Here is a 20,518-nt window from a genome sequence, read left to right as displayed (position 1 = left end):
CTCTGTGCGAGCCTGCTCGCGAAAGCGGTGTATCAGTCAACATGGATGTTGGATGTGATGGCCTCTTCGCGAGCAGGCTCGCTTGTATGGTAGGACTTGAAGGGAGGAGGAGGGACAAGGCTCGATTCTGACTGTTGACGCAGTACAGACCGTGGGAGATTTCGCCCCTCCTCCTTTCACCCAAGCGCCGATAAAGAATGCATCTGGCTAGACCGACGATAGGAACAAGCCTGCGCCTCTGGGTGAGCCCTTCAAGTGCTTAAAACCATATCCCGGAGGAAATCCAATGGCAATGCCGGTTTCTGTCACAAAGCCGATCGTAGGTGTGGATGTCGCCAAGAATGAACTGGTGATTTATCAGTCTGATGGGGATTTGCTTGAAGAGATTCCCAACACCAAAACATCCATCAAACAGTGGCTGAAGGCGTTGTCGGGGACGGTGGCTATTGCCATTGAGGCGACCAACATTTACCACCTGGACTTCGCTGATCTGGCCTATGAGGCCGGTTGCACGATTTACATGGTGGGAGGCTATGAGCTCAAACATTATCGCGAAGGCGTGAAGATCCGCGCCAAAACCGACGCACTGGATGCCAAGCTACTGGCTCGTTACCTGAAGAACGAAGCCGAGGAGTTGCGTCCTTGGACCCCGCCCTCACCGCTGTACCGCCAGCTCCTGAGCCTTTTCCGCCGCCGCGCAGCCTTGGTCCAGGCCAGGGTCGGCCTGGTGCAGAGCTGGTCGAATGAGCCGCTGCTTAAGGCGGCTTTTGCCGAGCAAGTGAAGTCCATGCAGCAGCTTGAGACGCTGATCGAAAAGACGATCAACGATCAGCTCAAAGAAGCCGGTTTGCTCGGTCAATTGAAGCGCTGCCTGAAAGTTGAGGGTATTGGATTTTTGACTGGGGCCCGCTTGATAACTGCATTTCAGCGAGGAGATTTTAGAAACGCGGATGCCTTTATCGCCTTCCTGGGCATGGATTTACGGGTGGCGAAATCAGGACAGAAGGACGCTCGCCGCAGTTTGACCAAGCGCGGCGACCCCGAGGCCCGCCGACTTCTGCACAATGCAGCGATGTCGGCTAGCCGTACGAAAGCCTGGAAAGGGTATTACGAAGAACAAAGAACGCGGGGTTTCAGCACCACTCAGGCGCTGGTGATGCTGGCTCGCAAGCTTGCTCGGGTGGTATTCGCCTTGCTGAAAGGGCAAAGCGAATATCAGCCAAAAGCCAGTTGAGGGCTTTCCCTCAACCATAGAATCTCCCACAATGGTTCGGCGGTGGTTTAACGCCGGCGTTTTTCCAGCGAGTAAACAAACGGTGCAACGATTTCGATGGCGCCGTTGGTCAACATGTCCGCCGGGGGCTTGGGCAGTGGCTGGGCGCGGCGGATCATTTCCAGGGTGGCCCGGTCCAGATCGGCAGTACCAGAGCCGCCCACCAGTTCGAACGACAACACGTTACCTTCCCCATCCACCACGAAGCGCAGACGGTTCATGCCTTCCTTGCCCCGCGCCTGCGCACTGGCCGGGTACTTCTTGTACTTGGCCAAGTGAGCGAGCAGGGTGCCTTGCCAGCTGGCCTTGGCCGCTTGCTGCGCCGGTGATGGGCCCGGTGCCGGCTGAGCGGATTTCTCCGTTGGCGCCCGAGTCGGTTGCGCGTCGCTCGGTTTTTCCTCGGACGGCTTCTCTTTAGGCGGCTCCGGCTTTTTCTCCACAGGCTTGGGCGGTTGAGGCTTTGGCTTGGGTTTGACCGGTTTCGGCACCGCGATCTCCGCCTTTGGCACTTCAGCCAGCTTCGGTATCGGCAGTTCTTCCACCGGGGCGGGTGGCTGTGGCGGCGTTATCACCTTCGGCGGTGCCGGCGGTGGCGGGGCCGGAACCGGCGCCAACTCGACCATCATCGCCTGCGGCGGCAGCTCGATCGGTGGGCGCGAGGTCCAGTTCAGCGCCAGCGCAACGGCCAGCGCATGGACGCCCAGCACCACGGCCAGGCTCGTGCTGTAACGCGTCAACTTTTGGCGCGTCGTGATCATTTCTTGACTGCCGTCTCGAGTCCGACCAGACCCACCTTCAGGTAACCGGCAGCGCGCAGGTTGTCCATCACGCTCATCAAGTCGCCGTAATCCACGCCTTTGTCAGCCTGGAAGAAGATCGTCGTGTCTTTCTTGCCTTGGGTCCTGGCGTCGAGGGTGGCGCCGAGTGCTTCGGCCTTCACTTCGTCTTCGCCGAGGAACAGGCGCTGGTCAGCCTTGACGCTGAGGAACACGGGTTTCTCTGGTCGTGGCGCCGGTTTGGCGCTGGAAGCAGGCAGGTCGACCTTGATGTCCACGGTGGCGAGCGGGGCCGCCACCATGAAGATGATCAACAGCACCAGCATCACGTCGATGAACGGTGTGACGTTGATTTCGTGGTTCTCGGCCAGATCGTCGTCTGCGCCTTCTTTCAAATGCAAGCCCATGGCTGATTACCCTACTTTGACCATGTGGGGTTGCACGGAGCGCTCGGTGGTCGGCAGGTGATCGAGGTCACGGCTAACCAGCAGCAGGACTTCAGCCGAGGCATCGGAGACTTGTGCCTTGTAACCGGCAATCGAGCGGGCAAAGACGTTGTAGATCACCACGGCAGGAATCGCTGCCACCAGACCCAACGCGGTTGCCAGCAGGGCTTCGGCGATGCCGGGAGCCACGACGGCGAGGTTGGTGGTCTGGGTTTTGGCGATGCCGATGAAGCTGTTCATGATGCCCCACACGGTCCCGAACAGGCCGACGAACGGCGCGGTGGAACCGATGGTGGCGAGTACGCCGGTGCCGCTGCTCATGTTGCGACCGCAGGCTGCAACCAGGCGCTCGAGACGGAAGGCAACGCGTTCCTTGATGCCTTCTTTCTCGCGACTGTTGACCGACAAACGCATCTCTTCCAGGGCGTCATGCACCAGCAAATTGGCGAGGGTGCCTTGCTTGGTGGCTGAAGCGCTGGCTTCTCTGAGCGTGGTGGCTTTTTTCAGGTGGACGATTTCGGTGCGCAGGCGACGTTTGGCGCCCATCAGCTCGAAACCCTTGGCGATCCAGATGGTCCAGGTGATGATCGAGGCGATGGCCAGGCCGATCATCACGATTTTCACGATGATATCGGCGTTCTGGTACATGCCCCACGGCGACAGGTCATGGGCCATGCCCAGGGAGTTGTCGGCCTCGAGGACTTGCGGAACGTCTTCGCCGGTAGCGTCTACGGCTTGGGCCGGATCGGTCGCAGCCGGCGTAACCTGAGCGGCTGGAGCTGGAGCTGGAGCTGGAGCTGGAGCTGGAGCTGTAGCAGCGGTGGCGGCCGGAGCGGCGGGCGCTTGTGCGTCAGCGAAAGTGGCGGTCGGCGCCAGCATCAGGCTGAGCAGCAGGGCGGCCACTGCGCTCCAGGCGCGAGGTCGTTTGGTTGGCGAAGCGGGGAATTGATTGCGTGTCATGCTGGCCGGACCTGAGAGAAAAAGACGGTAAATGTTCTTCCAGGCCTCGTGAGGCCGAGAACAAAAGTGGCGGGCATTATTGCAAGTAATTCTTGTTAACAAAAGTAATAGAGTATCTTTTTTTCCTTCATTGCTAGCCGCTCGTCCATTGCCAGCGCTAGTCTGTGCCTTTCTGATGGGAGTTTTCTGATGTCTGCGCCTTCTGTTTTGATCGCCGGCTGCGGTGATGTTGGCAGTCGTCTGGCTACGCAATTGCTGGCTGGCGGGTGGGAAGTTCATGGCCTGAGGCGTGACGTCTCACGCCTGCCCGCGGGGGTAATTGGCGTTGCCGGTGACTTGTTCAATGAAGACTGTCCAGCGACCTGGCCAGTCGGTGCGGTGGACTACCTGGTGTATTGCGCAGCCGCCACCGATCACGATGAGGCGGGTTACCGCGCTGCTTATGTGCAGGGTTTGCAGCATGTGCTGGAGTGGCTGAACGACTATGGGCAGGTGCCTAATCGCCTGCTGTTCGTTTCCAGCAGCAGTGTGTATGGCCAGCAGGAGGGCGAGTGGGTCGATGAGACCTCGCCGACCATTGCAACAGGCTATTCGGGTCGATTGATGCTGGAGGCGGAGCAAGTGGCGCTCAATAGTGGCATCCCGGCCAGCATCGTACGTTTGACCGGCATTTACGGCCCAGGTCGCGAATGGCTGCTGACTCAGGTTCGTCGGGGTTATCGCGTGGCTGTCGACCCACCGTTGTACGGCAATCGCATTCACGCCGACGACGCGGCGGGGTTGCTGGCGTGTCTGCTTGAAGCGGATCGTCGCGGTGTAGCGCTGGATGACATCTACATTGGTGTAGACGACGCGCCTGCGCCGCTGGCCGAAGTGGTGGGCTGGTTGCGTGAGTATCTGGGCGTGACCGAATGGGCCGAAGACGCAAGCGTGCGCCGCACTGGCAGCAAGCAATGCAGCAATGCCCGGGCGAAAGCCTTGGGCTGGACACCGAAGTATCCGAGCTATCGCGAAGGCTACGCCGCGATACTTGCCCAAGGGAGTTGAGCTGAGCGAGCCTCTAAACAACAGGCGCCTGCGGGCGCCTTTGTTTTTGGGTCATTGTTTTACCAACAGCCACTGGCGTTGGCCGGGGGTGAAGTGGGGGATTTCGTCTGGCCGGGATTGATTGATTGCCCGGAAAATCTCCAGTTGCTTGCCTTTGCGAACGAAAATCCATGTGTCACTCAGGTCGCCCGTGCCCAGATACAAGGTGTCATTGCCTGCACCTTGGCTGGCGCAATCACCGTCCAGGCATAACTCGTATCGATCGGTTCCCGGTAACCCCGAAACGTGGCCATCTTCCGTAAACACGACCATTTGGCCTGTTCCGTGACTGTCGATGATTTCCCACTGTCCGCCCATGTAAGCAGCGTTCAAGGCGCTCCGGAAGGTATCAACCCACCCTGTTTTCGTTTTGGCGGTCTTGCTGGGGCGACTGAACACCTGCTGGGGGACTTGCTCCTTGGCCAGTTGAGTCAGTCGCTTGCCATCCAGGCGCAGCTCGTCAGTGCCGTAGCCGTTGTAGTCGACGGTCCAGGCATTGGGTGACTTTTGCAGCAGTTGGCCCGCACCCACCTCAAAACCGCTGCTCACTTGCGCCTTGCTGGTGTGGGTATTGATGTCCCATTCCAGATTCCGACCATGGGTGTTCAGGGCTTCACGTAAAGACTGGCCTTGGGCCGCTGCATCGATGGCCGCCTGATTGATCCAGATACCGCTGATATCCGTTTCTGCGGGCATAGAGGTACAGCCGCCGAGCAGCAATAGGCCAAGGATAAGCAGTGGGCGCATGATCAATCCTTGGGGGGGCAAAGAATTCGACGGTGCAGGCTAAAGAAAAAGGAGCCCGTAGGCTCCTGTATTCTGTATCACTGTTTTTCCAGCAACCACTTGCGATTACCCGGGGTGAACTGCGGCATTTCATCCGCCTGTGCGGTGTTCACTGCCTGGAGGATTTCCAGTTCCTTGCCCTTGCGCGCAAAGATCCAGGTATTGCCCTGACCATTCGCCTGTAACCACATATTGTCATTACCGCCGCTCATCGATGCGCAATCGCCTGCCAGACACAAGGCATAACGATCCGCCCCCGGCAGGCCGGCAACCTGGCCATCAGCCTGGAATTGCACGGTATTGCCTTCACCGGGACCGCTGACGACTTTCCAGCTACCGCCCATGTAGGCCGAGTACAGTGCGCGTTCAAAACTGGCACCTATCGGTGCGCCGTCCGGCACCGTAACTTGCGCGCGGTCGAAGACTTGCTCCGGCTCATTGTCGCTGGCGACCTGGCTCAGTTGCTTGCCGTCACGCTTGAGCTCACTGGCGGAGCTGCCATAAAAGTCGACCTTCCAGGCGCCGGACTCTTCGCCCAGCAGCTTGCCGTCGACATTTTCAAAACCGTTGGTGTAGCGGGCCTGGCCGGCCTTGGTATTGACGTCCCATTCCAGGTTCGGGCCATAAGCCTGGAGCGCTTCGCGTAGCGGGCCGCCTTTGGCTGCAGCATCGATCGCCGCCTGATTGATCCAGGTGCCGCTGATATCACGATCGGCAGGGTTGCTGGCACAACCGCCCAAGAGTAGGGCGACCAGCGAGAGAGCTAGCGCTTGGCGCATGGTGGAATCCTTTCAAAACAAGATCGGCGCAGCCTTTGGAAGGCTGCGCCGGACACATTACTCGATGACCAGAATGGCATCCATCTCAACCTGCGAACCCTTTGGCAGGGCTGCTACGCCGATGGCGGCGCGGGCAGGGTAAGGCTGGTCAAAGTACTTGCCCATGATCTCGTTGACCTTGGCGAAGTGGCTCAGATCGGTGAGGAAGATGTTCAGTTTGACGATGTCCTTGAACGAACCGCCAGCGGCTTCAGCCACGGCTTTGAGGTTCTCGAACACCTGGACGGTCTGGGCTTCGAAGCCTTCAACCAGTTCCATGGTTTTTGGGTCCAGAGGAATTTGACCCGACATGTAAACGGTGTTGCCGGCCTTGATCGCCTGGGAGTAAGTGCCAATGGCGGCCGGGGCCTTGTCGCTGGTGATAACTGTTTTGGTCATGAATGACTCCTTGTAATGGGGTGGCTTAGGCACGCATGCGGGTGATGCGAATCACCCCGGTCAGTGCACGCAGTTTCTTGATTACGCGGGCCAGGTGTACGCGGTCGTGCACGCTGACCACCAGTTGGACCACGCTGATGCGGCCATCGCGTTCGTCCATGCTGATTTTTTCGATATTGCCGTCGGCCGCGTTGACGCTGCTGGCCAGCAAAGCGATCAGGCCGCGCTGGTGTTCCAGCTCGACGCGCAGTTCGACATTGAATTCGCCGGTGACATCCTTGGCCCACGAGAGCTGGATGCATTTTTCCGGGTTGTGGCGGATTTCGCTGATGTTGCGGCAGTTGTCCAGGTGCACGACCATGCCTTTACCCGCGGACAGGTGGCCGACAATCGGGTCGCCTGGGATCGGCGTGCAGCATTTGGCGTAACTAAGTACCAAGCCTTCGGTGCCGCGAATCGCCAGCGGGCCTTCGGCACTCGGCAGCTGTTCGCCTTCACCCAGCAGTCGGCGGGCGACCACGTAGGCCATGCGATTGCCCAGGCCAATGTCTTCGAGCAGGTCTTCGATCAGTTCCAGGCGGTACTCGGTGAGCATCGCCTTGACGCGCTCGGCGGCTACTTTCTCCAGCGAGCTGTCGAAACCGTTGAGAACCTTGTTCAGCAGGCGTTCGCCGAGGCTGATGGACTCGGAGCGGCGCTGCAGTTTCAACGCATGGCGGATGTGAGTCCGCGCCTTGCCGGTGACCACGAAGTTGAGCCACGCCGGATTCGGTCGCGCGCCGGGAGCGCTGACGATCTCGACCGTGGAGCCGCTTTGCAGCGGTTCGGACAGCGGTGCGAGACGACGATTGATCCGACAGGCAATGCAGCTGTTGCCCACGTCGGTATGCACCGCGTAAGCGAAGTCGACCGCCGTGGAGCCTTTGGGCAACTCCATGATCCGGCCTTTGGGCGTGAACACGTAGACCTCGTCCGGGAACAGGTCGATTTTCACGCTCTCGATGAATTCCAGCGAATTGCCGGCCCGTTGCTGCATCTCCAGCACGCCTTTGACCCACTGGCGGGCGCGGGCATGCGTGCCTTTTGGCTGCTCGTCGCCGCTGGATTTGTACAGCCAATGGGCAGCAATGCCGTTGTTGGCCATTTCTTCCATTTCACGGGTGCGGATCTGAATCTCGATCGGTACACCGTGCATGCCGAACAGCGTGGTGTGCAGCGACTGGTAGCCGTTGGCCTTGGGGATCGCGATGTAATCCTTGAAGCGCCCCGGCAACGGTTTGTACAAATTATGTACAGCGCCCAGCACGCGGTAGCAGGTATCGACCTTGTCGACGATGATCCGGAACGCATAGACGTCCATGATCTCGTTGAAGGCCCGACGCTTGCCGCGCATTTTCTTGTAGATGCCGTAGAGGTGTTTCTGACGACCGCTGACCTCACCCTGAATGCCGTCGATGGCCAGGCAGTGACTGAGTGACTCTTCGATCTTGTTGACGATTTCCTTGCGGTTGCCCCGGGCGCGCTTGACCGCCTGGTTGATCCGCGCGGAACGCATCGGGTGCATCGCCTTGAAGCCGAGGTCTTCGAATTCTATGCGGATGGCGTGCATGCCCAGCCGGTTGGCAATAGGCGCATAGATTTCCAGGGTTTCCTTGGCGATCCGTCGGCGTTTTTCGCCGGACAGGACTTCCAGGGTCCGCATGTTGTGCAGGCGGTCAGCCAGTTTGACCAGGATCACGCGAATGTCGCGGGCCATGGCCATGGCCATTTTCTGGAAGTTTTCAGCCTGGGCTTCGGCCTTGGTCTCGAAGTTCATCTGGGTCAGTTTGCTGACCCCGTCGACCAGTTCGGCCACGGTTTCGCCGAATTGCGCTTGCAGCGCTTCCTTGGCAATACCGGTGTCTTCGATCACGTCATGCAGCATCGCAGCCATCAGGCTCTGATGGTCCATGTGCATGTCGGCAAGAATATTCGCAACCGCGAGTGGGTGCGTGACGTACGCCTCACCGCTGCGGCGGCGTTGGCCGTCGTGGGCTTGTTCGGCGTAGAAGTACGCTCGGCGGACCAGGTTGACCTGGTCCTTGCCGAGGTAGGTCGATAAGCGATCGGCGAGGGCGTCTATGCTCGGCATGATGAAACCTGCCGTTCGCTGTGACCCCGCGCCGTGCTACGTCGACCAGGCATGGCTTAGACGGCCTCGTTGGACTCGTCCTCGAACGCTGCGAACAGCGGTTCGTCTTCGACGATTTCAGCGTTGGCGATGAACTCGTAGCTCATCAGGCCTTCAGCGATTTCACGCAAGGCTACAACAGTAGGCTTGTCGTTTTCCCACTGAACCAGTGGCTCTTTGCCGCCGGTGGCCAGTTGACGGGCACGCTTGGTAGACAGCATGACCAGCTCAAAGCGGTTTTCCACGTGGTTTAGGCAATCTTCAACGGTTACGCGGGCCATGGTATTCCTCGGAGCGAATGCAATATGCGCGCTGCCCGGTTGGGCGAGCGGACTCGACAGTTTAAAAAATCACCAGCGATTAGGGAAGCGCTGATTTTTTGACCAAGCCCTTCAACGCGCTGCAAGTGCCAATGTAAAGCCCTTGCAACGGTTTTGGGAAGAGCTGTTTAGCCGAGCAATTCGGCCAAAAGTTTTCCGTGCCGCTGCTGCTGGCGCTTCTGATGCAGCTGATTGGCGCGGAAAATCGCCTGCAAATCGCGCAGTGCCTGGGCGAAATCGTCGTTGATGATCAGGTAATCATAGTCAACGTAGTGACTCATCTCGCTGACGGCTTCGCGCATCCGGCCTTCGATGATCTCGTCGCTGTCCTGACCGCGATTGGTCAGGCGCTGGTGCAAGGCTTGCAGGGACGGCGGCAGAATGAAGATCGAACGAGCCTGGGGCATCAACTTGCGCACTTGCTCGGCGCCTTGCCAGTCGATTTCCAGAATCAGGTCGTGGCCTGCGTCGAGGGTCTGCTGCAAGTGGCTTTGCGAGGTGCCGTAGAGATTGCCGAACACTTCGGCGCGCTCCAGGAAGTCGCCATGTTCGCCCATCTTCACGAACGCTTCGCGGGAGACGAAGTGATAGTTCACGCCGTTCACTTCACCGGGGCGCATGGCGCGGGTGGTGTGGGAGACGGAGACGCGGATCTCCTGATCGGCGTCAGTCAAGGCCTTGACCAGGCTGCTCTTGCCCGCGCCCGAAGGGGCGGAAATGATGTACAGGGTGCCGGTGCTGTGGGTCATGTGGGGTTTGCCTTACTCAATATTCTGCACTTGTTCGCGCATCTGCTCGATCAACACTTTGAGGTTGACCGCCGCCTGGGTGCTGCGCGGGTCGAAGGCTTTGGAGCCCAGTGTGTTGGCTTCGCGGTTGAGCTCTTGCATCAGGAAGTCCAGGCGCCGACCGGCAGCGCCACCGGATTTGAGTACCCGGCGAACTTCGATGATGTGAGTGCTCAGGCGATCCAGTTCTTCGGCGACGTCGCTCTTTTGCGCGAGCATGACCATTTCCTGCTCCAGCCGCTGCGGGTCCATCTCGGCCTTCATGTCGGCGAAGCGGTCGAGGACCTTCTGGCGCTGGGTGGCAAGCATCTGCGGCACCAGTTCGCGCAGGGTCACCACGTCTTCCTCAATGGAGGTCAGGCGATCGTTGATCAACCGCGCCAGCTCCGCGCCTTCGCGCTCGCGGCCGGCCTTGAGTTCTTTCAGGCCTTCGTTGAACAGCGCCAGGGCTTCGGCATTCAGGGCTTGCGGGTCGGTCGCATCGCCCACCAGCACGCCAGGCCAGGCCAGGACTTCCAGCGGGTTCAGCGCGGCCGGATTTTTGATCAGGCCGGCGATGGTCTCTGCGGCGGCGACCAGTTGCGCGGCGCGCTCGCGGTCCACTTGCAGGGGTTTGTCGGTATTTTCTTCGGTGAAGCGCAAGGTGCATTCGAGCTTGCCCCGGGAGATTCCTTGGCGCAGGGCTTCGCGGACTGCGCCTTCGAGGTCGCGAAAGGACTCCGGCAGACGCAAGTGCGGCTCCAGGTAACGGCTGTTGACCGAGCGCAGTTCCCAGCTAAGGGTGCCTTGGGCGCCGGCTTTCTCGACGCGGGCGAAGGCGGTCATGCTGTGCACCATGGAGGTACCTCGCAATGCAGGTCCATGCGTTACCAAAGGTTTCGCAGGCCTGATCTATATGAATTTAAGCCCAGAGGCAGCAAAGGCGCAGGATTGTAGCGCAGTGGGGCGAATGCGCCCAAACACACGAAGTGACAAAGGGCTGCAGGCCGTCGGTAAAGCGCTATTGCGGGCCTTCAGTCGTCGGGGGATTTTTTAGAAGTGCCCACTCGTGGCCCTGCGGCTCTATAATGCTCCGCAGTTTTCCGTCCCCCGTACAGGTATTCCCTATGAAACGTCCAAGTGGTCGCGCTGCCGATCAGCTCCGCTCGATCCGCATTACCCGCAACTACACCAAACACGCCGAGGGATCCGTACTGGTCGAGTTCGGTGATACCAAAGTCATCTGCACCGTCAGCGTCGAGAACGGCGTGCCGCGTTTCCTTAAAGGTCAGGGCCAAGGCTGGTTGACCGCTGAATACGGCATGCTGCCGCGCGCCACTGGCGAGCGTAACCAGCGTGAAGCGAGCCGCGGCAAGCAAGGCGGCCGCACCCTGGAAATCCAGCGTCTGATCGGTCGTTCCCTGCGCGCTGCGCTGGACATGTCCAAGCTGGGCGACGTCACCCTGTACGTCGATTGCGATGTGATCCAGGCTGACGGCGGCACCCGCACCGCGTCCATCACCGGCGCCATGGTTGCACTGGTCGATGCCTTGAAAGTGATCAAGAAGCGCGGCGGCCTGAAAGGCGGCGACCCGCTGAAGCAAATGATTGCTGCCGTATCGGTGGGCATGTACCAGGGCGAGCCGGTACTCGACCTCGACTACCTGGAAGACTCGGCCGCCGAGACCGACCTGAACGTGGTGATGACCAGCACAGGCGGCTTCATCGAAGTCCAGGGTACTGCCGAAGGCGCTCCGTTCCAGCCAGAAGAACTGAACGCTATGCTTGAGTTGGCGAAGAAAGGCATGACGGAAATCTTCGAGCTGCAAAAGGCTGCACTGGCTGACTGATCGGACTATTCCACGCAAGGAGGACGCTATGAGTGACGAGCAACAGCTGCTTCCCACACCGAGCAAAGAGGTTCGGCAGTGGGCAATGTTTTGTCACCTGTCCGCCTTGCTGGGGATCTGGATTCCGTTCGGTACGCTGATCGGCCCGCTGATTCTCTGGCAGATGAAGCGCGAGATGGACCCCTTTGTTGATGCTCAAGGCAAGGAGGCGCTGAACTTTCAGATCACCGTCGCCATTGCCTCCGCCATCTGCTTCCTGCTGATGCTGGTGATCGTCGGGTTCTTCCTGTTTGGTCTTGTCGCGATTGGTGCACTGGTGCTGACAATCATTGCCGGGGTGAAAGCCAATGAAGGGGTGCCTTACCGGTATCCGTTTACCTGGCGGTTGATCAAGTAAGCCATACAACACAGATCCCCCTGTGGGAGCGAGCCTGCTCGCGATGAGGCATTCACATTCAACATTAATGTGACTGGTCTACCGCTATCGCGAGCAGGCTCACTCCTACAAAGAGCCAGAAATCAGCGTGCACAAAAAAGCCGACAGCGATGTCGGCTTTTTTGCATCTGCGAAACGACGCTTAGATGGTCAGCGTCCAGTCGTAGTCCACGATCAGCGGCGCGTGCTGAGAGAACCGTGGCTGACGAGGCAAACGCGCGCTACGTACGAAGCGACGCAAGCCTGGTGTCAGCAACTGATAGTCGAAACGCCAACCGAGATTGAGCATTTCAGCCTGTTCGTTATCCGGCCACCAGCTGTACTGGTCGCCTTCACGGCTGACTTCACGCAGGGCATCGACATAGCCCATGTTGCCGACAATCTCGTCCATCCAGGCACGTTCAGGTGCCAGGAAGCCCGGGGATTGCTGGCTGTCGCGCCAGTTCTTGATATCCAGCTTCTGTTGCGCCACGTACAGCGAGCCACAGTAAATGTACTCGCGACGTTTGCGTCGCTGTTTATCCAGATAACGGGCGAAATCGTCCATTAGCTTGAACTTCTGGTTCAAGTCTTCATCGCCATTTTGCCCCGAAGGGAGCAGTAAGGTCGCGATGCTGACCTTGTCGAAATCGGCTTGCAGGTAGCGCCCGTAGCGGTCGGCCGTCTCGAAGCCGAGACCGCTGATGACTGCCTTCGGTTGCAGCCGCGAATACAAAGCCACGCCACCTTGGGCGGGAACTTCGGCTTCGCAGGCATAAAGGAAGTAGCCATCCAGTTGGAAGGCTGGATCGTCCAGTTCAAAGGCGGAGGCGCGGGTGTCCTGCAGGCAGATGACGTCGGCATTCTGTGCTTGCAGCCAACTGAGCAACCCTCGCTCCACTGCAGCCTGAATACCATTGACGTTCACACTGATGATCCGCATAAATGGCCCCAAAAATCGCGTGCGTGTATGATACACGGCGTCAACCTAATTAGCTAAATCCGTGGTATTTGGGGTTTTTTTCATGCAAGCGTATCAGCGCGATTTCATTCGTTTTGCCATCGATCGCGGCGTTTTGCGCTTCGGCGAGTTCACCCTGAAGTCCGGACGCACCAGTCCTTACTTCTTCAATGCCGGCCTGTTCAACTCAGGGAAGGCCCTTGCGCAGCTGGGGCGTTTCTACGCGGCAGCCATCGTCGAGAGCGGTATTTCGTTCGACGTTTTATTCGGTCCGGCCTACAAAGGCATCCCTTTGGCGGCGACCACCGCAGTGGCCCTGGCCGAGCATCATGACCGTGATTTGCCATGGTGCTTCAACCGCAAGGAAGCGAAGGCTCACGGCGAGGGCGGCAGTCTGGTCGGCGCACCGTTGACCGGCGACGTGCTGATCATCGACGACGTGATCACCGCTGGCACCGCCATCCGCGAGGTGATGCAGATCATCGCTTCCCAGAACGGCGCCAAGGCGGCGGGCGTGTTGATCGCCTTGAACCGTCAGGAGCGTGGCAACGGTGAGTTGTCGGCCATCCAGGAAGTGGAGCGTGACTTCGGCATTCCGGTGATCAGCATTGTTTCGCTGAACCAGGTGCTGGAATTCCTGGCGGATGACCCGCAGCTCAAGCAGCACCTGCCAGCGGTTGAAGCCTACCGCGCCCAGTTCGGCGTCTGACCACAATCCCCCTGTGGGAGCGAGCCTGCTCGCGATGAGGTCTTTACATTCAAAGTTGATGTGACTGAAAGACCGCTATCGCGAGCAGGCTCGCTCCTACAGGGATCGCAGGCAAAAAAAGACCTCGCTCAGACTGGCTGAACGGGGTCTTTTTTTGTCAGTGCAGTCTTCGCCATTTCCCTATCAGTTTGAATGCCAATCCCAGATTGAACAGCGCAAACACCAGCAGCGCCAGGACGACTAGCACGTAGAGCGTGCGATCCACATCGAAATCCCACAGATCCAGCGTGCTGCTTCCCATGATCCTCACGGCGGCAGGGAAATTGACGTAAAACAGCGCCATGAAGGCGGCCGTCAGCGGTAGAGCGCGGCCGAACAAAGCGTTCATTACTGTTTTCCGGCTGCGTTTTCTGGCGAGTGGACCTGGTTGTTTTTCATCCAGTTCCAACGCTTCATGCAACCTTGGCCAGGCCAGGTTGAACATGAAGGTGGTCAGGGTCAGCAGCAATCCACTGACCGCGACGATGTCACTGAACGGCATTCAGGCCCAGTGTCAGGCATAACAACGCGTGGGAATCTTCACTGATTTCGAACTGCCCGGCGCTGCCTTTGCGTTTTGTAATGGGTTTGAAAGTCGGCTCGTTCTGGGTAATCAGCATGTTCAGCTCATCACGGATGACGTCGGAGCTGATCACCACCAGATAAACCGTCTGCGCATGCTCTGCCGTCTCAATCACGGCCCTCATGCTGTGTTGAAGGATTTCGTCCAGCTGATTGCGAAAGCGCGAAACCGTGTTTTTCAGCAGGGTTTTGCTTTGGCTCTGGGTCAGCTGAAAAATCGTAGATATCTGAGATTCGGTCGGCAATGTCTGCCCGAAGTAGCTTTGAATCAGATATAGCAGGCGATCCTGCTTCGCTTCATCGGCCCGACTCGGCATCCCGCCTTCAACCAGCATTTTCAAGTATTCGGTCAGGCTCGCCTTGGCGATTCGCTGCAGGGCGTGGGCGATTTCGTGGTCGGAAATCTTCAGGGTCTTTTTGACCGGCTCCTTCTGCTCCTGCTCGAAAGCCTGGGCGTCGATCGTGAACGAGATCTGCATTTTTCAGCCCCCTCGGGATTACTTGGAAGGCTTGTTTGGATACGGATCTGCCACGGCGTCACCCTGGCCGGTCAGGATATTCCAGCCATTGAGTACGTGGGTGCTGGGTTTGAAGTCTGGACACGGCGGGAGCGAAGTCTTTGACTGATTGGTGTATTCGCGCCCGCAGTCTGCGCACTCGTAAGTGCCGGCTGAAACATCACTGCCGTAGGGAACGTGGTCTTTTTTCATGGGGAAGATCTCCTGTGGATACAGGGAAGATCCTAGGCGGACGAATGCTAGTTGGATGTCGGACGTTTCGCTTAATCAAGTCAGACATTTCCTGCGCGCATAAAAAAGATCGCAGACTTCGTCAGCTCCTACGGAATATTCGTACATCCGTAGGTGCTGCCGAAGCCTGCGATCTTTTAAGGCTTTATCAATCAGGGACGCTTGCGATTGCTGATCAAGGTACCCACACCGGTATCGGTGAAGATTTCCAGAAGAATCGCGTTCGGCACCCGGCCGTCGATGATCAACGAGCTGCCCACACCGCCTTGAACCGCTTCCAGCGCGCAACGAATCTTCGGCAGCATGCCGCCGTAGATGGTGCCATCGGCGATCAGGTCGTCGACCTGTTGAGTCGTCAGGCCGGTCAGAACCGTGCCCGACTTGTCCATCAGGCCGGCGATGTTGGTCAGCAGCATCAGCTTTTCAGCTTTCAGCGCTTCGGCGACTTTACCGGCCACCAGGTCAGCGTTGATGTTGTACGACTCGCCGTTGGAACCGACACCGATTGGCGCGATCACCGGGATGAAGTCACCTTTGACCAGCAGGTTCAGCAAGTCGGTGTTGATCCCGACCACTTCACCGACCTGGCCGATGTCGATGATTTCCGGTTGAGTCATCTCCGGCGTCTGGCGGGTCACGGTGAGCTTTTTCGCGCGAATCAGCTCGGCATCTTTACCGGTCAGGCCGATGGCGCTGCCGCCATGACGGTTGATCAGGTTGACGATGTCCTTGTTGACCTGGCCGCCGAGGACCATTTCCACCACGTCCATGGTTTGCGCGTCAGTCACGCGCATGCCATCGATGAAGTGGCTCTCGATCGACAGGCGCTTGAGCAGGTCGCCGATTTGCGGGCCGCCGCCGTGAACCACCACCGGGTTGATGCCGACGGCTTTCATCAGCACGATGTCGCGGGCGAAGCCGGTTTTCAGCTCCTCGCTCTCCATCGCGTTGCCGCCGTATTTGATCACCAGCGTCTTGCCGACATAGCGGCGAATGTAAGGCAGCGCTTCGGACAGGACCTTGGCGGTGTTGGCGGCGGCTTCGCGTTCGAGGGTCATTCAGGGCTCCGGGTGCTTCAGAAAATCAAAACGGTAATTGGAGATCGGGGGCAACACGCTTCAACTGGACTTTGAAAACGTCCTTGATGCGTTGCAATTCAGCCTCGTCATCGGCCTCGAAGCGCAGCACCAGCACCGGTGTGGTGTTGGAGGCGCGCACCAGGCCCCAGCCTTTGGCGTAGTCGACTCGCACGCCGTCAATGGTGGTCAGGTCGGCGCCTTCGCCCCACTTCGCGTCGTGCAGAGCATCAATGATGCTGAATTTGCTCTCTTCGGTCACATGGATATTGATTTCCGGCGTAGAAATATCGTTCGGGAAGGTCGCAAACAGCTCTTCCGCGGTGGATTTTTCCTTGCTGAGGATCTCCAGCAGGCGCGCGGCGCTGTAAATGCCGTCGTCGAAACCGAACCAGCGTTCCTTGAAGAAGATGTGCCCGCTCATTTCGCCGGCCAACAGGGCGCCAGTCTGTTTCATTTTCTTTTTGATCAACGAGTGACCGGTCTTCCACATTAGCGGACGGCCGCCGTATTCCTTGATCAGCGGCGTCAGGCGACGGGTGCATTTGACGTCGAAGATGATTTCCGCGTCCGCATTGCGCGCCAGCACGTCACGGGCGAACAGCATCAGCAGGCGGTCGGGGTAGACGATGCTGCCGGTGTTGGTCACCACGCCGACGCGGTCGCCGTCGCCGTCGAAAGCCAGGCCCAGGTCGGCATTGGTTTCCTTGACCTTGGCGATCAGGTCGACCAGGTTTTCAGGCTTGCCCGGGTCCGGGTGGTGATTCGGGAAGTTGCCGTCGACGTCACAGAACAACGGGATGACTTCGCAGTTCAGGGCTTCGATCAGTTGCGGGGCGATCACGCCGGCCGCGCCGTTGCCGCAATCGACCACGACTTTGAGGCGACGAGCCAGTTTGATGTCCTGGACGATTTCGGTGTTGTAGCGGTCGAGGATCTCGACCTGGGTGATGCTGCCCTTGCCGCTGCTCAGGTTGTTGGTCTTGAGGCGTTCGTGCAGGGCCTGGATCTGTTCGTTGGCCAGGGTGTCGCCAGCGATGACGATTTTGAAGCCGTTGTAGTTCGACGGGTTGTGGCTGCCGGTGAGCATCACGCCGGATTTGCCGGCCAGCACGTTGGCGGCGTAGTACAGCGCAGGCGTTGGCACCAGGCCGACGTCGCTGACGTGGCAACCGCTGTCGGCGAGGCCTTTGATCAGTTGTTCGACCAGTTCCGGACCGGACAGGCGACCGTCGAGGCCGACCGAAACATTCGGTTCATCCTGGGCCAGGCTCTGGGAACCGATGGCGCGACCGAGCCAATACGCGGTTTCAGCGTTCAAGAATTCCGGGACGGTGCCGCGAATATCGTAGGCGCGGAAGATGCTGTCAGGGAACTTGGGTGCGACTTGGACTGGGGTGCTCATCTGTAGGAATGCTCCATCTCGAAAGTGGCTGGACCTGCCGGCGAAAAACTCGTCGGCAGGCTCAAACTGAAGGGTATGACGGTGTTTTCCACCGAGAGTTCGTGGTGTGAAAAGGCCATGACCCCGACATCAGCGTGTAATGGAGCGGCCAATGCCTTGATTTTCAGTGATATACCTTTCAGATGACGTCTGTGCAATTTGTGACGAGGGAGCTTGCTCCCGCTTGAGTGCGTAGCACTCACAAAAATCGGTTATGACTCACAGAGTTTGGGGCCGCTTCGCTGCCCAACGGGGGCAAGCCCCCTCGCCACAGGGTTGCCATCTTTCGGATCAGTGGCTGCCGGAGTGGCCGAACCCGCCCGTGCCACGCTGGGTTTCGACAAACTCTTCGACCATTTCAAAATGTGCTTGAACCACCGGCACCAGCACCAATTGGGCCAGGCGTTCGCCTACCACCATGTTGAAATCGGTCTGGCCACGGTTCCAGCACGACACCATCAGTGGGCCCTGGTAATCGGAGTCGATCAGGCCAACCAGGTTGCCCAGCACGATGCCGTGCTTATGGCCAAGGCCCGAGCGCGGCAGAATCAGTGCCGCCAAGCCCGGATCGCCAATGTAGACGGACAGGCCAGTCGGGATGAGCAGGGTTTCGCCCGGCTTGATGACTGTGTCTTTTTCCAGCATGGCGCGCAGGTCGAGGCCGGCGGAACCGGGCGTGGCGTATTGCGGCAGCGGGAATTCGGTACCGATGCGTGGGTCGAGGATCTTGGCTTGCAAAGCGTGCATGTAAATTAAACCTGGTTCAGACGTTCGGCGATAAAAGTGATCAGCTGGCGAGCGATTTTGCTCTTGCTGGTCTGGGCGAAAAGTGTGGCGTGTAGCTGGCGGTCGATCACGCTGCAGGCGTTTTCTTCGCTGTTGAAGCCAATGCTCGGGTTGGCGACGTCGTTGGCGACGATCAAATCGAGGTTCTTGTCTTTCAACTTGCGCGCAGCGTAATCGAGCAAATGTTCGGTTTCGGCGGCGAAGCCGACACTGAACGGACGGTCGGGGCGAGTGGCAATGGTGGCCAGAATGTCTGGGTTACGCACCATCTGTAGCAACAAGCCGTCGCCGTTCGTAGGGTCTTTCTTGAGTTTCTGTGGGGCGACGACTTCCGGCCGGTAGTCCGCGACCGCAGCCGAGGCGATGAACAGGTCGCAAGGGATTGCGGCTTCGCAAGCGGCGAGCATGTCGCGGGCGCTGACCACATCGATGCGTGTGACGCGATCCGGGGTCGGCAGGTGCACCGGGCCGGTGATCAGCGTTACACGGGCGCCGGCTTCCACCGCGGCTTCGGCCAGGGCAAAGCCCATTTTTCCGGAGCTGTGGTTGGTGATGTAGCGCACCGGGTCGATGTTTTCCTGGGTCGGGCCTGCGGTGATCAGCACGTGTTTGCCGGTCAGCGCCTGACGCTGGAAGCAGTCCGCCGCACATTGGGCGAGGTCGGTGGCTTCGAGCATGCGACCCATGCCGACGTCGCCGCAGGCCTGGCTGCCGGAGGCTGGGCCGAAGCTTTTCAGGCCGCGGCTTTCGAGGGTTTGCAGGTTGGCCTGGGTGGCCGGGTCGCGCCACATGGCCTGGTTCATCGCCGGGGCAACGGCGACCACGGCGTCGGTGGCCAGCACCAGCGTGGTCAGCAGGTCGTCGGCAATGCCTTGGGCCAGGCGGGCAATGAGATCCGCGGTGGCGGGGGCGATCAGCACCAGGTCGGCCCATTTGGCCAGCTCAATGTGGCCCATGGCAGCTTCGGCCGCCGGGTCGAGCAAATCGAGGTGGACCGGATGCCCGGACAAGGCCTGCATGGTCAACGGTGTGATGAACTCGCTGCCGCCGCGGGTCATGACCACGCGCACTTCGGCGCCCTGGTCGATCAGGCGGCGAACCAGGTCGGCGCTCTTGTAGGCAGCGATGCCGCCGCCGACGCCCAGAACGATGCGTTTCCGATACAGCCGCTGCATAGGTCTGCCTTTCATTTCGTTGATGACTGCATGGCGATACCCCCTCCCCAGGGATGAAATCGCCCGCAAAAAAGATGGGCTACGATATCACAGCGACCGCAACGGAACAGCGGCGCCCACAGACCAGGGAGGTGCTATGAGTATTCGCGATTGGCCTGCGGCGGAACGGCCGCGGGAGAGGTTGCTTGAGTTGGGCTCGGGGAGCCTTTCGGACGCCGAGCTGTTGGCGATTTTTTTACGAACGGGTGTGTCGGGTAAAAGCGCGGTAGATCTGGCGCGGCACCTGTTGAATCAGTTTGGCAGCCTGCGTTCATTGCTTGAGGCCGATCAGGAGGCGTTCAGCAGGCAGTTGGGGCTGGGGCCGGCGAAATTCGCTCAGTTGCAAGCGGTCCAGGAAATGAGCCGGCGGCATTTGGCCGAACGTGCGCGCCAAAAAAACGCGCTGGAAAACCCGCAGGCGGTTCGTGATTACCTCAAGTCAATGCTGCGCCATGAGCCTCACGAGGTGTTCGGCTGTCTTTTTTTGGATTCCAGGCATCAAGTGCTGACCTTTGAAGTGCTGTTTCGCGGGTCCATCGACAGTACGAGTGTCTATCCGAGACAAGTGGTTAAACGCGCATTGGCCCACAACGCCGCAGCGTTGATCCTCTGTCATAACCATCCGTCGGGAAATTCCAATCCCAGCCAGGCCGACCGAGTGCTGACCAAACGCCTGCAAGAGGCGCTGGACCTGATCGATGTGCGGGTGCTCGATCATTTCATCGTCGGGGACGGTGATCCGCTGTCCATGGCCGAGTACGGCTGGATGTAAGTGGAAGGGCGGATTAAGCGAGCCCATGTGGGAGCGAGCCTGCTCGCGATGGCGTCGTGTCAGTCAAACTATTCGGTGACTGGCACTCTGCAATCGCGAGCAGGCTCGCTCCTACAAGGG

23 protein-coding genes and 1 pseudogene are annotated in these 20,518 nt (G+C 59.2%); 6 read left to right on the top strand and 18 right to left on the bottom strand.

Translation table 11 applies throughout. The features are described from left to right. Positions 1-286 precede the first annotated feature (286 nt). On the top strand, positions 287-1,234 hold the full coding sequence (locus BLW70_RS04490) for an IS110 family RNA-guided transposase (RefSeq protein ID WP_074871984.1): 948 nt from the start codon (positions 287-289) through the stop codon (positions 1,232-1,234). Between the two features lie 47 nt (positions 1,235-1,281). Here the strand turns inward: BLW70_RS04490 and BLW70_RS04485 are convergent, their stop codons facing one another. From BLW70_RS04485 to exbB, 3 genes are read right to left on the bottom strand one after another with little or no spacing between them, the layout of a single operon-like run. Then, positions 1,282-2,031: a TonB family protein gene (locus tag BLW70_RS04485; RefSeq protein WP_074871982.1), complete on the bottom strand. Its 750-nt coding sequence runs from the start codon at positions 2,029-2,031 to the stop codon at positions 1,282-1,284. After that, complete coding sequence (gene exbD / locus BLW70_RS04480; protein ID WP_074871980.1) at positions 2,028-2,456, bottom strand: TonB system transport protein ExbD; 429 nt, start codon at positions 2,454-2,456, stop codon at positions 2,028-2,030. The genes BLW70_RS04485 and exbD overlap by 4 nt, the downstream gene beginning before the upstream one ends. 6 nt (positions 2,457-2,462) lie before the next feature. After that, on the bottom strand, positions 2,463-3,455 hold the full coding sequence (gene exbB, locus BLW70_RS04475) for a tonB-system energizer ExbB (protein WP_074871978.1): 993 nt from the start codon (positions 3,453-3,455) through the stop codon (positions 2,463-2,465). Between the two features lie 189 nt (positions 3,456-3,644). Between exbB and BLW70_RS04470 the strand changes: the two genes are divergently transcribed. Next, positions 3,645-4,502 carry an SDR family oxidoreductase gene (locus BLW70_RS04470; protein ID WP_074871976.1) on the top strand — a complete coding sequence of 286 codons (858 nt, stop codon included), beginning with the start codon at positions 3,645-3,647 and terminating at the stop codon, positions 4,500-4,502. Between the two features lie 51 nt (positions 4,503-4,553). Here BLW70_RS04470 and BLW70_RS04465 read toward each other — a convergent pair whose 3' ends face one another. The 7 genes from BLW70_RS04465 to BLW70_RS04435 all read right to left on the bottom strand — a co-directional run bounded on the left by BLW70_RS04465 (position 4,554) and on the right by BLW70_RS04435 (position 10,659). After that, positions 4,554-5,288, bottom strand: a complete 735-nt coding sequence (locus BLW70_RS04465) for a hypothetical protein (RefSeq protein ID WP_074871974.1) — start codon at positions 5,286-5,288, stop codon at positions 4,554-4,556. Positions 5,289-5,365: 77 nt separating this feature from the next. Further along, positions 5,366-6,106, bottom strand: coding sequence for a hypothetical protein (locus BLW70_RS04460; protein ID WP_074871972.1), 741 nt, complete (start codon positions 6,104-6,106; stop codon positions 5,366-5,368). Between the two features lie 57 nt (positions 6,107-6,163). After that, entirely contained in the window at positions 6,164-6,544 is a 381-nt protein-coding gene (locus BLW70_RS04455) for a RidA family protein (RefSeq protein ID WP_003229509.1), read from the bottom strand. Between the two features lie 25 nt (positions 6,545-6,569). After that, positions 6,570-8,675 (bottom strand): bifunctional GTP diphosphokinase/guanosine-3',5'-bis pyrophosphate 3'-pyrophosphohydrolase, encoded by a 2,106-nt coding sequence (gene spoT / locus BLW70_RS04450; protein WP_033059343.1) that lies wholly within the window; start codon positions 8,673-8,675, stop codon positions 6,570-6,572. A gap of 56 nt (positions 8,676-8,731) precedes the next feature. Continuing rightward, a complete protein-coding gene (gene rpoZ / locus BLW70_RS04445) occupies positions 8,732-8,995 on the bottom strand; it encodes a DNA-directed RNA polymerase subunit omega (protein ID WP_007894670.1) in 264 nt (87 codons plus the stop codon). Positions 8,996-9,162: 167 nt separating this feature from the next. Then, positions 9,163-9,783, bottom strand: coding sequence for a guanylate kinase (gmk, locus tag BLW70_RS04440; protein ID WP_074871970.1), 621 nt, complete (start codon positions 9,781-9,783; stop codon positions 9,163-9,165). A 12-nt stretch (positions 9,784-9,795) separates the two neighbouring features. Next, entirely contained in the window at positions 9,796-10,659 is an 864-nt protein-coding gene (locus BLW70_RS04435) for a YicC/YloC family endoribonuclease (RefSeq protein ID WP_008150145.1), read from the bottom strand. Between the two features lie 269 nt (positions 10,660-10,928). Between BLW70_RS04435 and rph the strand changes: the two genes are divergently transcribed. Together rph and BLW70_RS04425 are read left to right on the top strand one after the other, a co-directional pair. Continuing rightward, the gene (gene rph / locus BLW70_RS04430) at positions 10,929-11,651 is read left to right on the top strand and encodes a ribonuclease PH (protein WP_074871968.1); all 723 of its coding nucleotides are present in this window, start codon (positions 10,929-10,931) and stop codon (positions 11,649-11,651) included. Between the two features lie 28 nt (positions 11,652-11,679). After that, positions 11,680-12,048: a DUF4870 domain-containing protein gene (locus BLW70_RS04425; protein WP_074871966.1), complete on the top strand. Its 369-nt coding sequence runs from the start codon at positions 11,680-11,682 to the stop codon at positions 12,046-12,048. A 181-nt stretch (positions 12,049-12,229) separates the two neighbouring features. Here the strand turns inward: BLW70_RS04425 and BLW70_RS04420 are convergent, their stop codons facing one another. After that, complete coding sequence (locus tag BLW70_RS04420; RefSeq protein ID WP_007934608.1) at positions 12,230-13,009, bottom strand: exodeoxyribonuclease III; 780 nt, start codon at positions 13,007-13,009, stop codon at positions 12,230-12,232. An 82-nt stretch (positions 13,010-13,091) separates the two neighbouring features. Here BLW70_RS04420 and pyrE point away from each other — a divergent pair, with 82 nt between their 5' ends. Further along, a complete protein-coding gene (gene pyrE / locus BLW70_RS04415; RefSeq protein ID WP_074871964.1) occupies positions 13,092-13,736 on the top strand; it encodes an orotate phosphoribosyltransferase in 645 nt (214 codons plus the stop codon). 157 nt (positions 13,737-13,893) lie between these two features. Here the strand turns inward: pyrE and BLW70_RS04410 are convergent, their stop codons facing one another. The 7 genes and pseudogenes from BLW70_RS04410 to coaBC all read right to left on the bottom strand — a co-directional run bounded on the left by BLW70_RS04410 (position 13,894) and on the right by coaBC (position 19,587). Beyond that, the gene (locus tag BLW70_RS04410; RefSeq protein ID WP_074871962.1) at positions 13,894-14,277 is read right to left on the bottom strand and encodes a hypothetical protein; all 384 of its coding nucleotides are present in this window, start codon (positions 14,275-14,277) and stop codon (positions 13,894-13,896) included. Beyond that, a complete protein-coding gene (locus BLW70_RS04405) occupies positions 14,264-14,836 on the bottom strand; it encodes a hypothetical protein (protein ID WP_074871960.1) in 573 nt (190 codons plus the stop codon). Before BLW70_RS04405 ends, BLW70_RS04410 begins: the two co-directional genes overlap by 14 nt. Positions 14,837-14,854: 18 nt before the next feature. After that, positions 14,855-15,067, bottom strand: coding sequence for a hypothetical protein (locus tag BLW70_RS04400; RefSeq protein WP_074871958.1), 213 nt, complete (start codon positions 15,065-15,067; stop codon positions 14,855-14,857). Positions 15,068-15,258: 191 nt separating this feature from the next. Continuing rightward, positions 15,259-16,164, bottom strand: a complete 906-nt coding sequence (gene argB, locus BLW70_RS04395) for an acetylglutamate kinase (RefSeq protein ID WP_074871956.1) — start codon at positions 16,162-16,164, stop codon at positions 15,259-15,261. Between the two features lie 25 nt (positions 16,165-16,189). Continuing rightward, positions 16,190-17,566 (bottom strand): annotated as a pseudogene (locus BLW70_RS04390) (phosphomannomutase/phosphoglucomutase); the annotation flags it as partial. A 351-nt stretch (positions 17,567-17,917) separates the two neighbouring features. Then, positions 17,918-18,373: a dUTP diphosphatase gene (gene dut / locus BLW70_RS04385; RefSeq protein WP_007894692.1), complete on the bottom strand. Its 456-nt coding sequence runs from the start codon at positions 18,371-18,373 to the stop codon at positions 17,918-17,920. A 5-nt stretch (positions 18,374-18,378) separates the two neighbouring features. Continuing rightward, entirely contained in the window at positions 18,379-19,587 is a 1,209-nt protein-coding gene (coaBC, locus tag BLW70_RS04380) for a bifunctional phosphopantothenoylcysteine decarboxylase/phosphopantothenate--cysteine ligase CoaBC (RefSeq protein WP_074871951.1), read from the bottom strand. A gap of 136 nt (positions 19,588-19,723) precedes the next feature. Between coaBC and radC the strand changes: the two genes are divergently transcribed. Further along, the gene (radC, locus tag BLW70_RS04375; RefSeq protein WP_074871949.1) at positions 19,724-20,398 is read left to right on the top strand and encodes a RadC family protein; all 675 of its coding nucleotides are present in this window, start codon (positions 19,724-19,726) and stop codon (positions 20,396-20,398) included. Positions 20,399-20,518 lie beyond the last annotated feature (120 nt).

It is taken from the genome of Pseudomonas frederiksbergensis (assembly GCF_900105495.1).
Taxonomy (GTDB): Bacteria; Pseudomonadota; Gammaproteobacteria; order Pseudomonadales; family Pseudomonadaceae; genus Aquipseudomonas; species Aquipseudomonas frederiksbergensis.
This window is presented reverse-complemented; position numbering and strand designations above follow the sequence as displayed.

What these genes read in the sequence shown, in the direction of transcription:
- BLW70_RS04490 (WP_074871984.1), top strand. Translation starts at nt 287, where the DNA reads ATGGCAATGCCGGTTTCTGTCACAAAGCCGATCGTAGGTGTGGATGTC.
- BLW70_RS04485 (WP_074871982.1), bottom strand. Translation starts at nt 2,031, where the DNA reads ATGATCACGACGCGCCAAAAGTTGACGCGTTACAGCACGAGCCTGGCC.
- exbD (WP_074871980.1), bottom strand. Translation starts at nt 2,456, where the DNA reads ATGGGCTTGCATTTGAAAGAAGGCGCAGACGACGATCTGGCCGAGAAC.
- exbB (WP_074871978.1), bottom strand. Translation starts at nt 3,455, where the DNA reads ATGACACGCAATCAATTCCCCGCTTCGCCAACCAAACGACCTCGCGCC.
- BLW70_RS04470 (WP_074871976.1), top strand. Translation starts at nt 3,645, where the DNA reads ATGTCTGCGCCTTCTGTTTTGATCGCCGGCTGCGGTGATGTTGGCAGT.
- BLW70_RS04465 (WP_074871974.1), bottom strand. Translation starts at nt 5,288, where the DNA reads ATGCGCCCACTGCTTATCCTTGGCCTATTGCTGCTCGGCGGCTGTACC.
- BLW70_RS04460 (WP_074871972.1), bottom strand. Translation starts at nt 6,106, where the DNA reads ATGCGCCAAGCGCTAGCTCTCTCGCTGGTCGCCCTACTCTTGGGCGGT.
- BLW70_RS04455 (WP_003229509.1), bottom strand. Translation starts at nt 6,544, where the DNA reads ATGACCAAAACAGTTATCACCAGCGACAAGGCCCCGGCCGCCATTGGC.
- spoT (WP_033059343.1), bottom strand. Translation starts at nt 8,675, where the DNA reads ATGCCGAGCATAGACGCCCTCGCCGATCGCTTATCGACCTACCTCGGC.
- rpoZ (WP_007894670.1), bottom strand. Translation starts at nt 8,995, where the DNA reads ATGGCCCGCGTAACCGTTGAAGATTGCCTAAACCACGTGGAAAACCGC.
- gmk (WP_074871970.1), bottom strand. Translation starts at nt 9,783, where the DNA reads ATGACCCACAGCACCGGCACCCTGTACATCATTTCCGCCCCTTCGGGC.
- BLW70_RS04435 (WP_008150145.1), bottom strand. Translation starts at nt 10,659, where the DNA reads ATGGTGCACAGCATGACCGCCTTCGCCCGCGTCGAGAAAGCCGGCGCC.
- rph (WP_074871968.1), top strand. Translation starts at nt 10,929, where the DNA reads ATGAAACGTCCAAGTGGTCGCGCTGCCGATCAGCTCCGCTCGATCCGC.
- BLW70_RS04425 (WP_074871966.1), top strand. Translation starts at nt 11,680, where the DNA reads ATGAGTGACGAGCAACAGCTGCTTCCCACACCGAGCAAAGAGGTTCGG.
- BLW70_RS04420 (WP_007934608.1), bottom strand. Translation starts at nt 13,009, where the DNA reads ATGCGGATCATCAGTGTGAACGTCAATGGTATTCAGGCTGCAGTGGAG.
- pyrE (WP_074871964.1), top strand. Translation starts at nt 13,092, where the DNA reads ATGCAAGCGTATCAGCGCGATTTCATTCGTTTTGCCATCGATCGCGGC.
- BLW70_RS04410 (WP_074871962.1), bottom strand. Translation starts at nt 14,277, where the DNA reads ATGCCGTTCAGTGACATCGTCGCGGTCAGTGGATTGCTGCTGACCCTG.
- BLW70_RS04405 (WP_074871960.1), bottom strand. Translation starts at nt 14,836, where the DNA reads ATGCAGATCTCGTTCACGATCGACGCCCAGGCTTTCGAGCAGGAGCAG.
- BLW70_RS04400 (WP_074871958.1), bottom strand. Translation starts at nt 15,067, where the DNA reads ATGAAAAAAGACCACGTTCCCTACGGCAGTGATGTTTCAGCCGGCACT.
- argB (WP_074871956.1), bottom strand. Translation starts at nt 16,164, where the DNA reads ATGACCCTCGAACGCGAAGCCGCCGCCAACACCGCCAAGGTCCTGTCC.
- dut (WP_007894692.1), bottom strand. Translation starts at nt 18,373, where the DNA reads ATGCACGCTTTGCAAGCCAAGATCCTCGACCCACGCATCGGTACCGAA.
- coaBC (WP_074871951.1), bottom strand. Translation starts at nt 19,587, where the DNA reads ATGCAGCGGCTGTATCGGAAACGCATCGTTCTGGGCGTCGGCGGCGGC.
- radC (WP_074871949.1), top strand. Translation starts at nt 19,724, where the DNA reads ATGAGTATTCGCGATTGGCCTGCGGCGGAACGGCCGCGGGAGAGGTTG.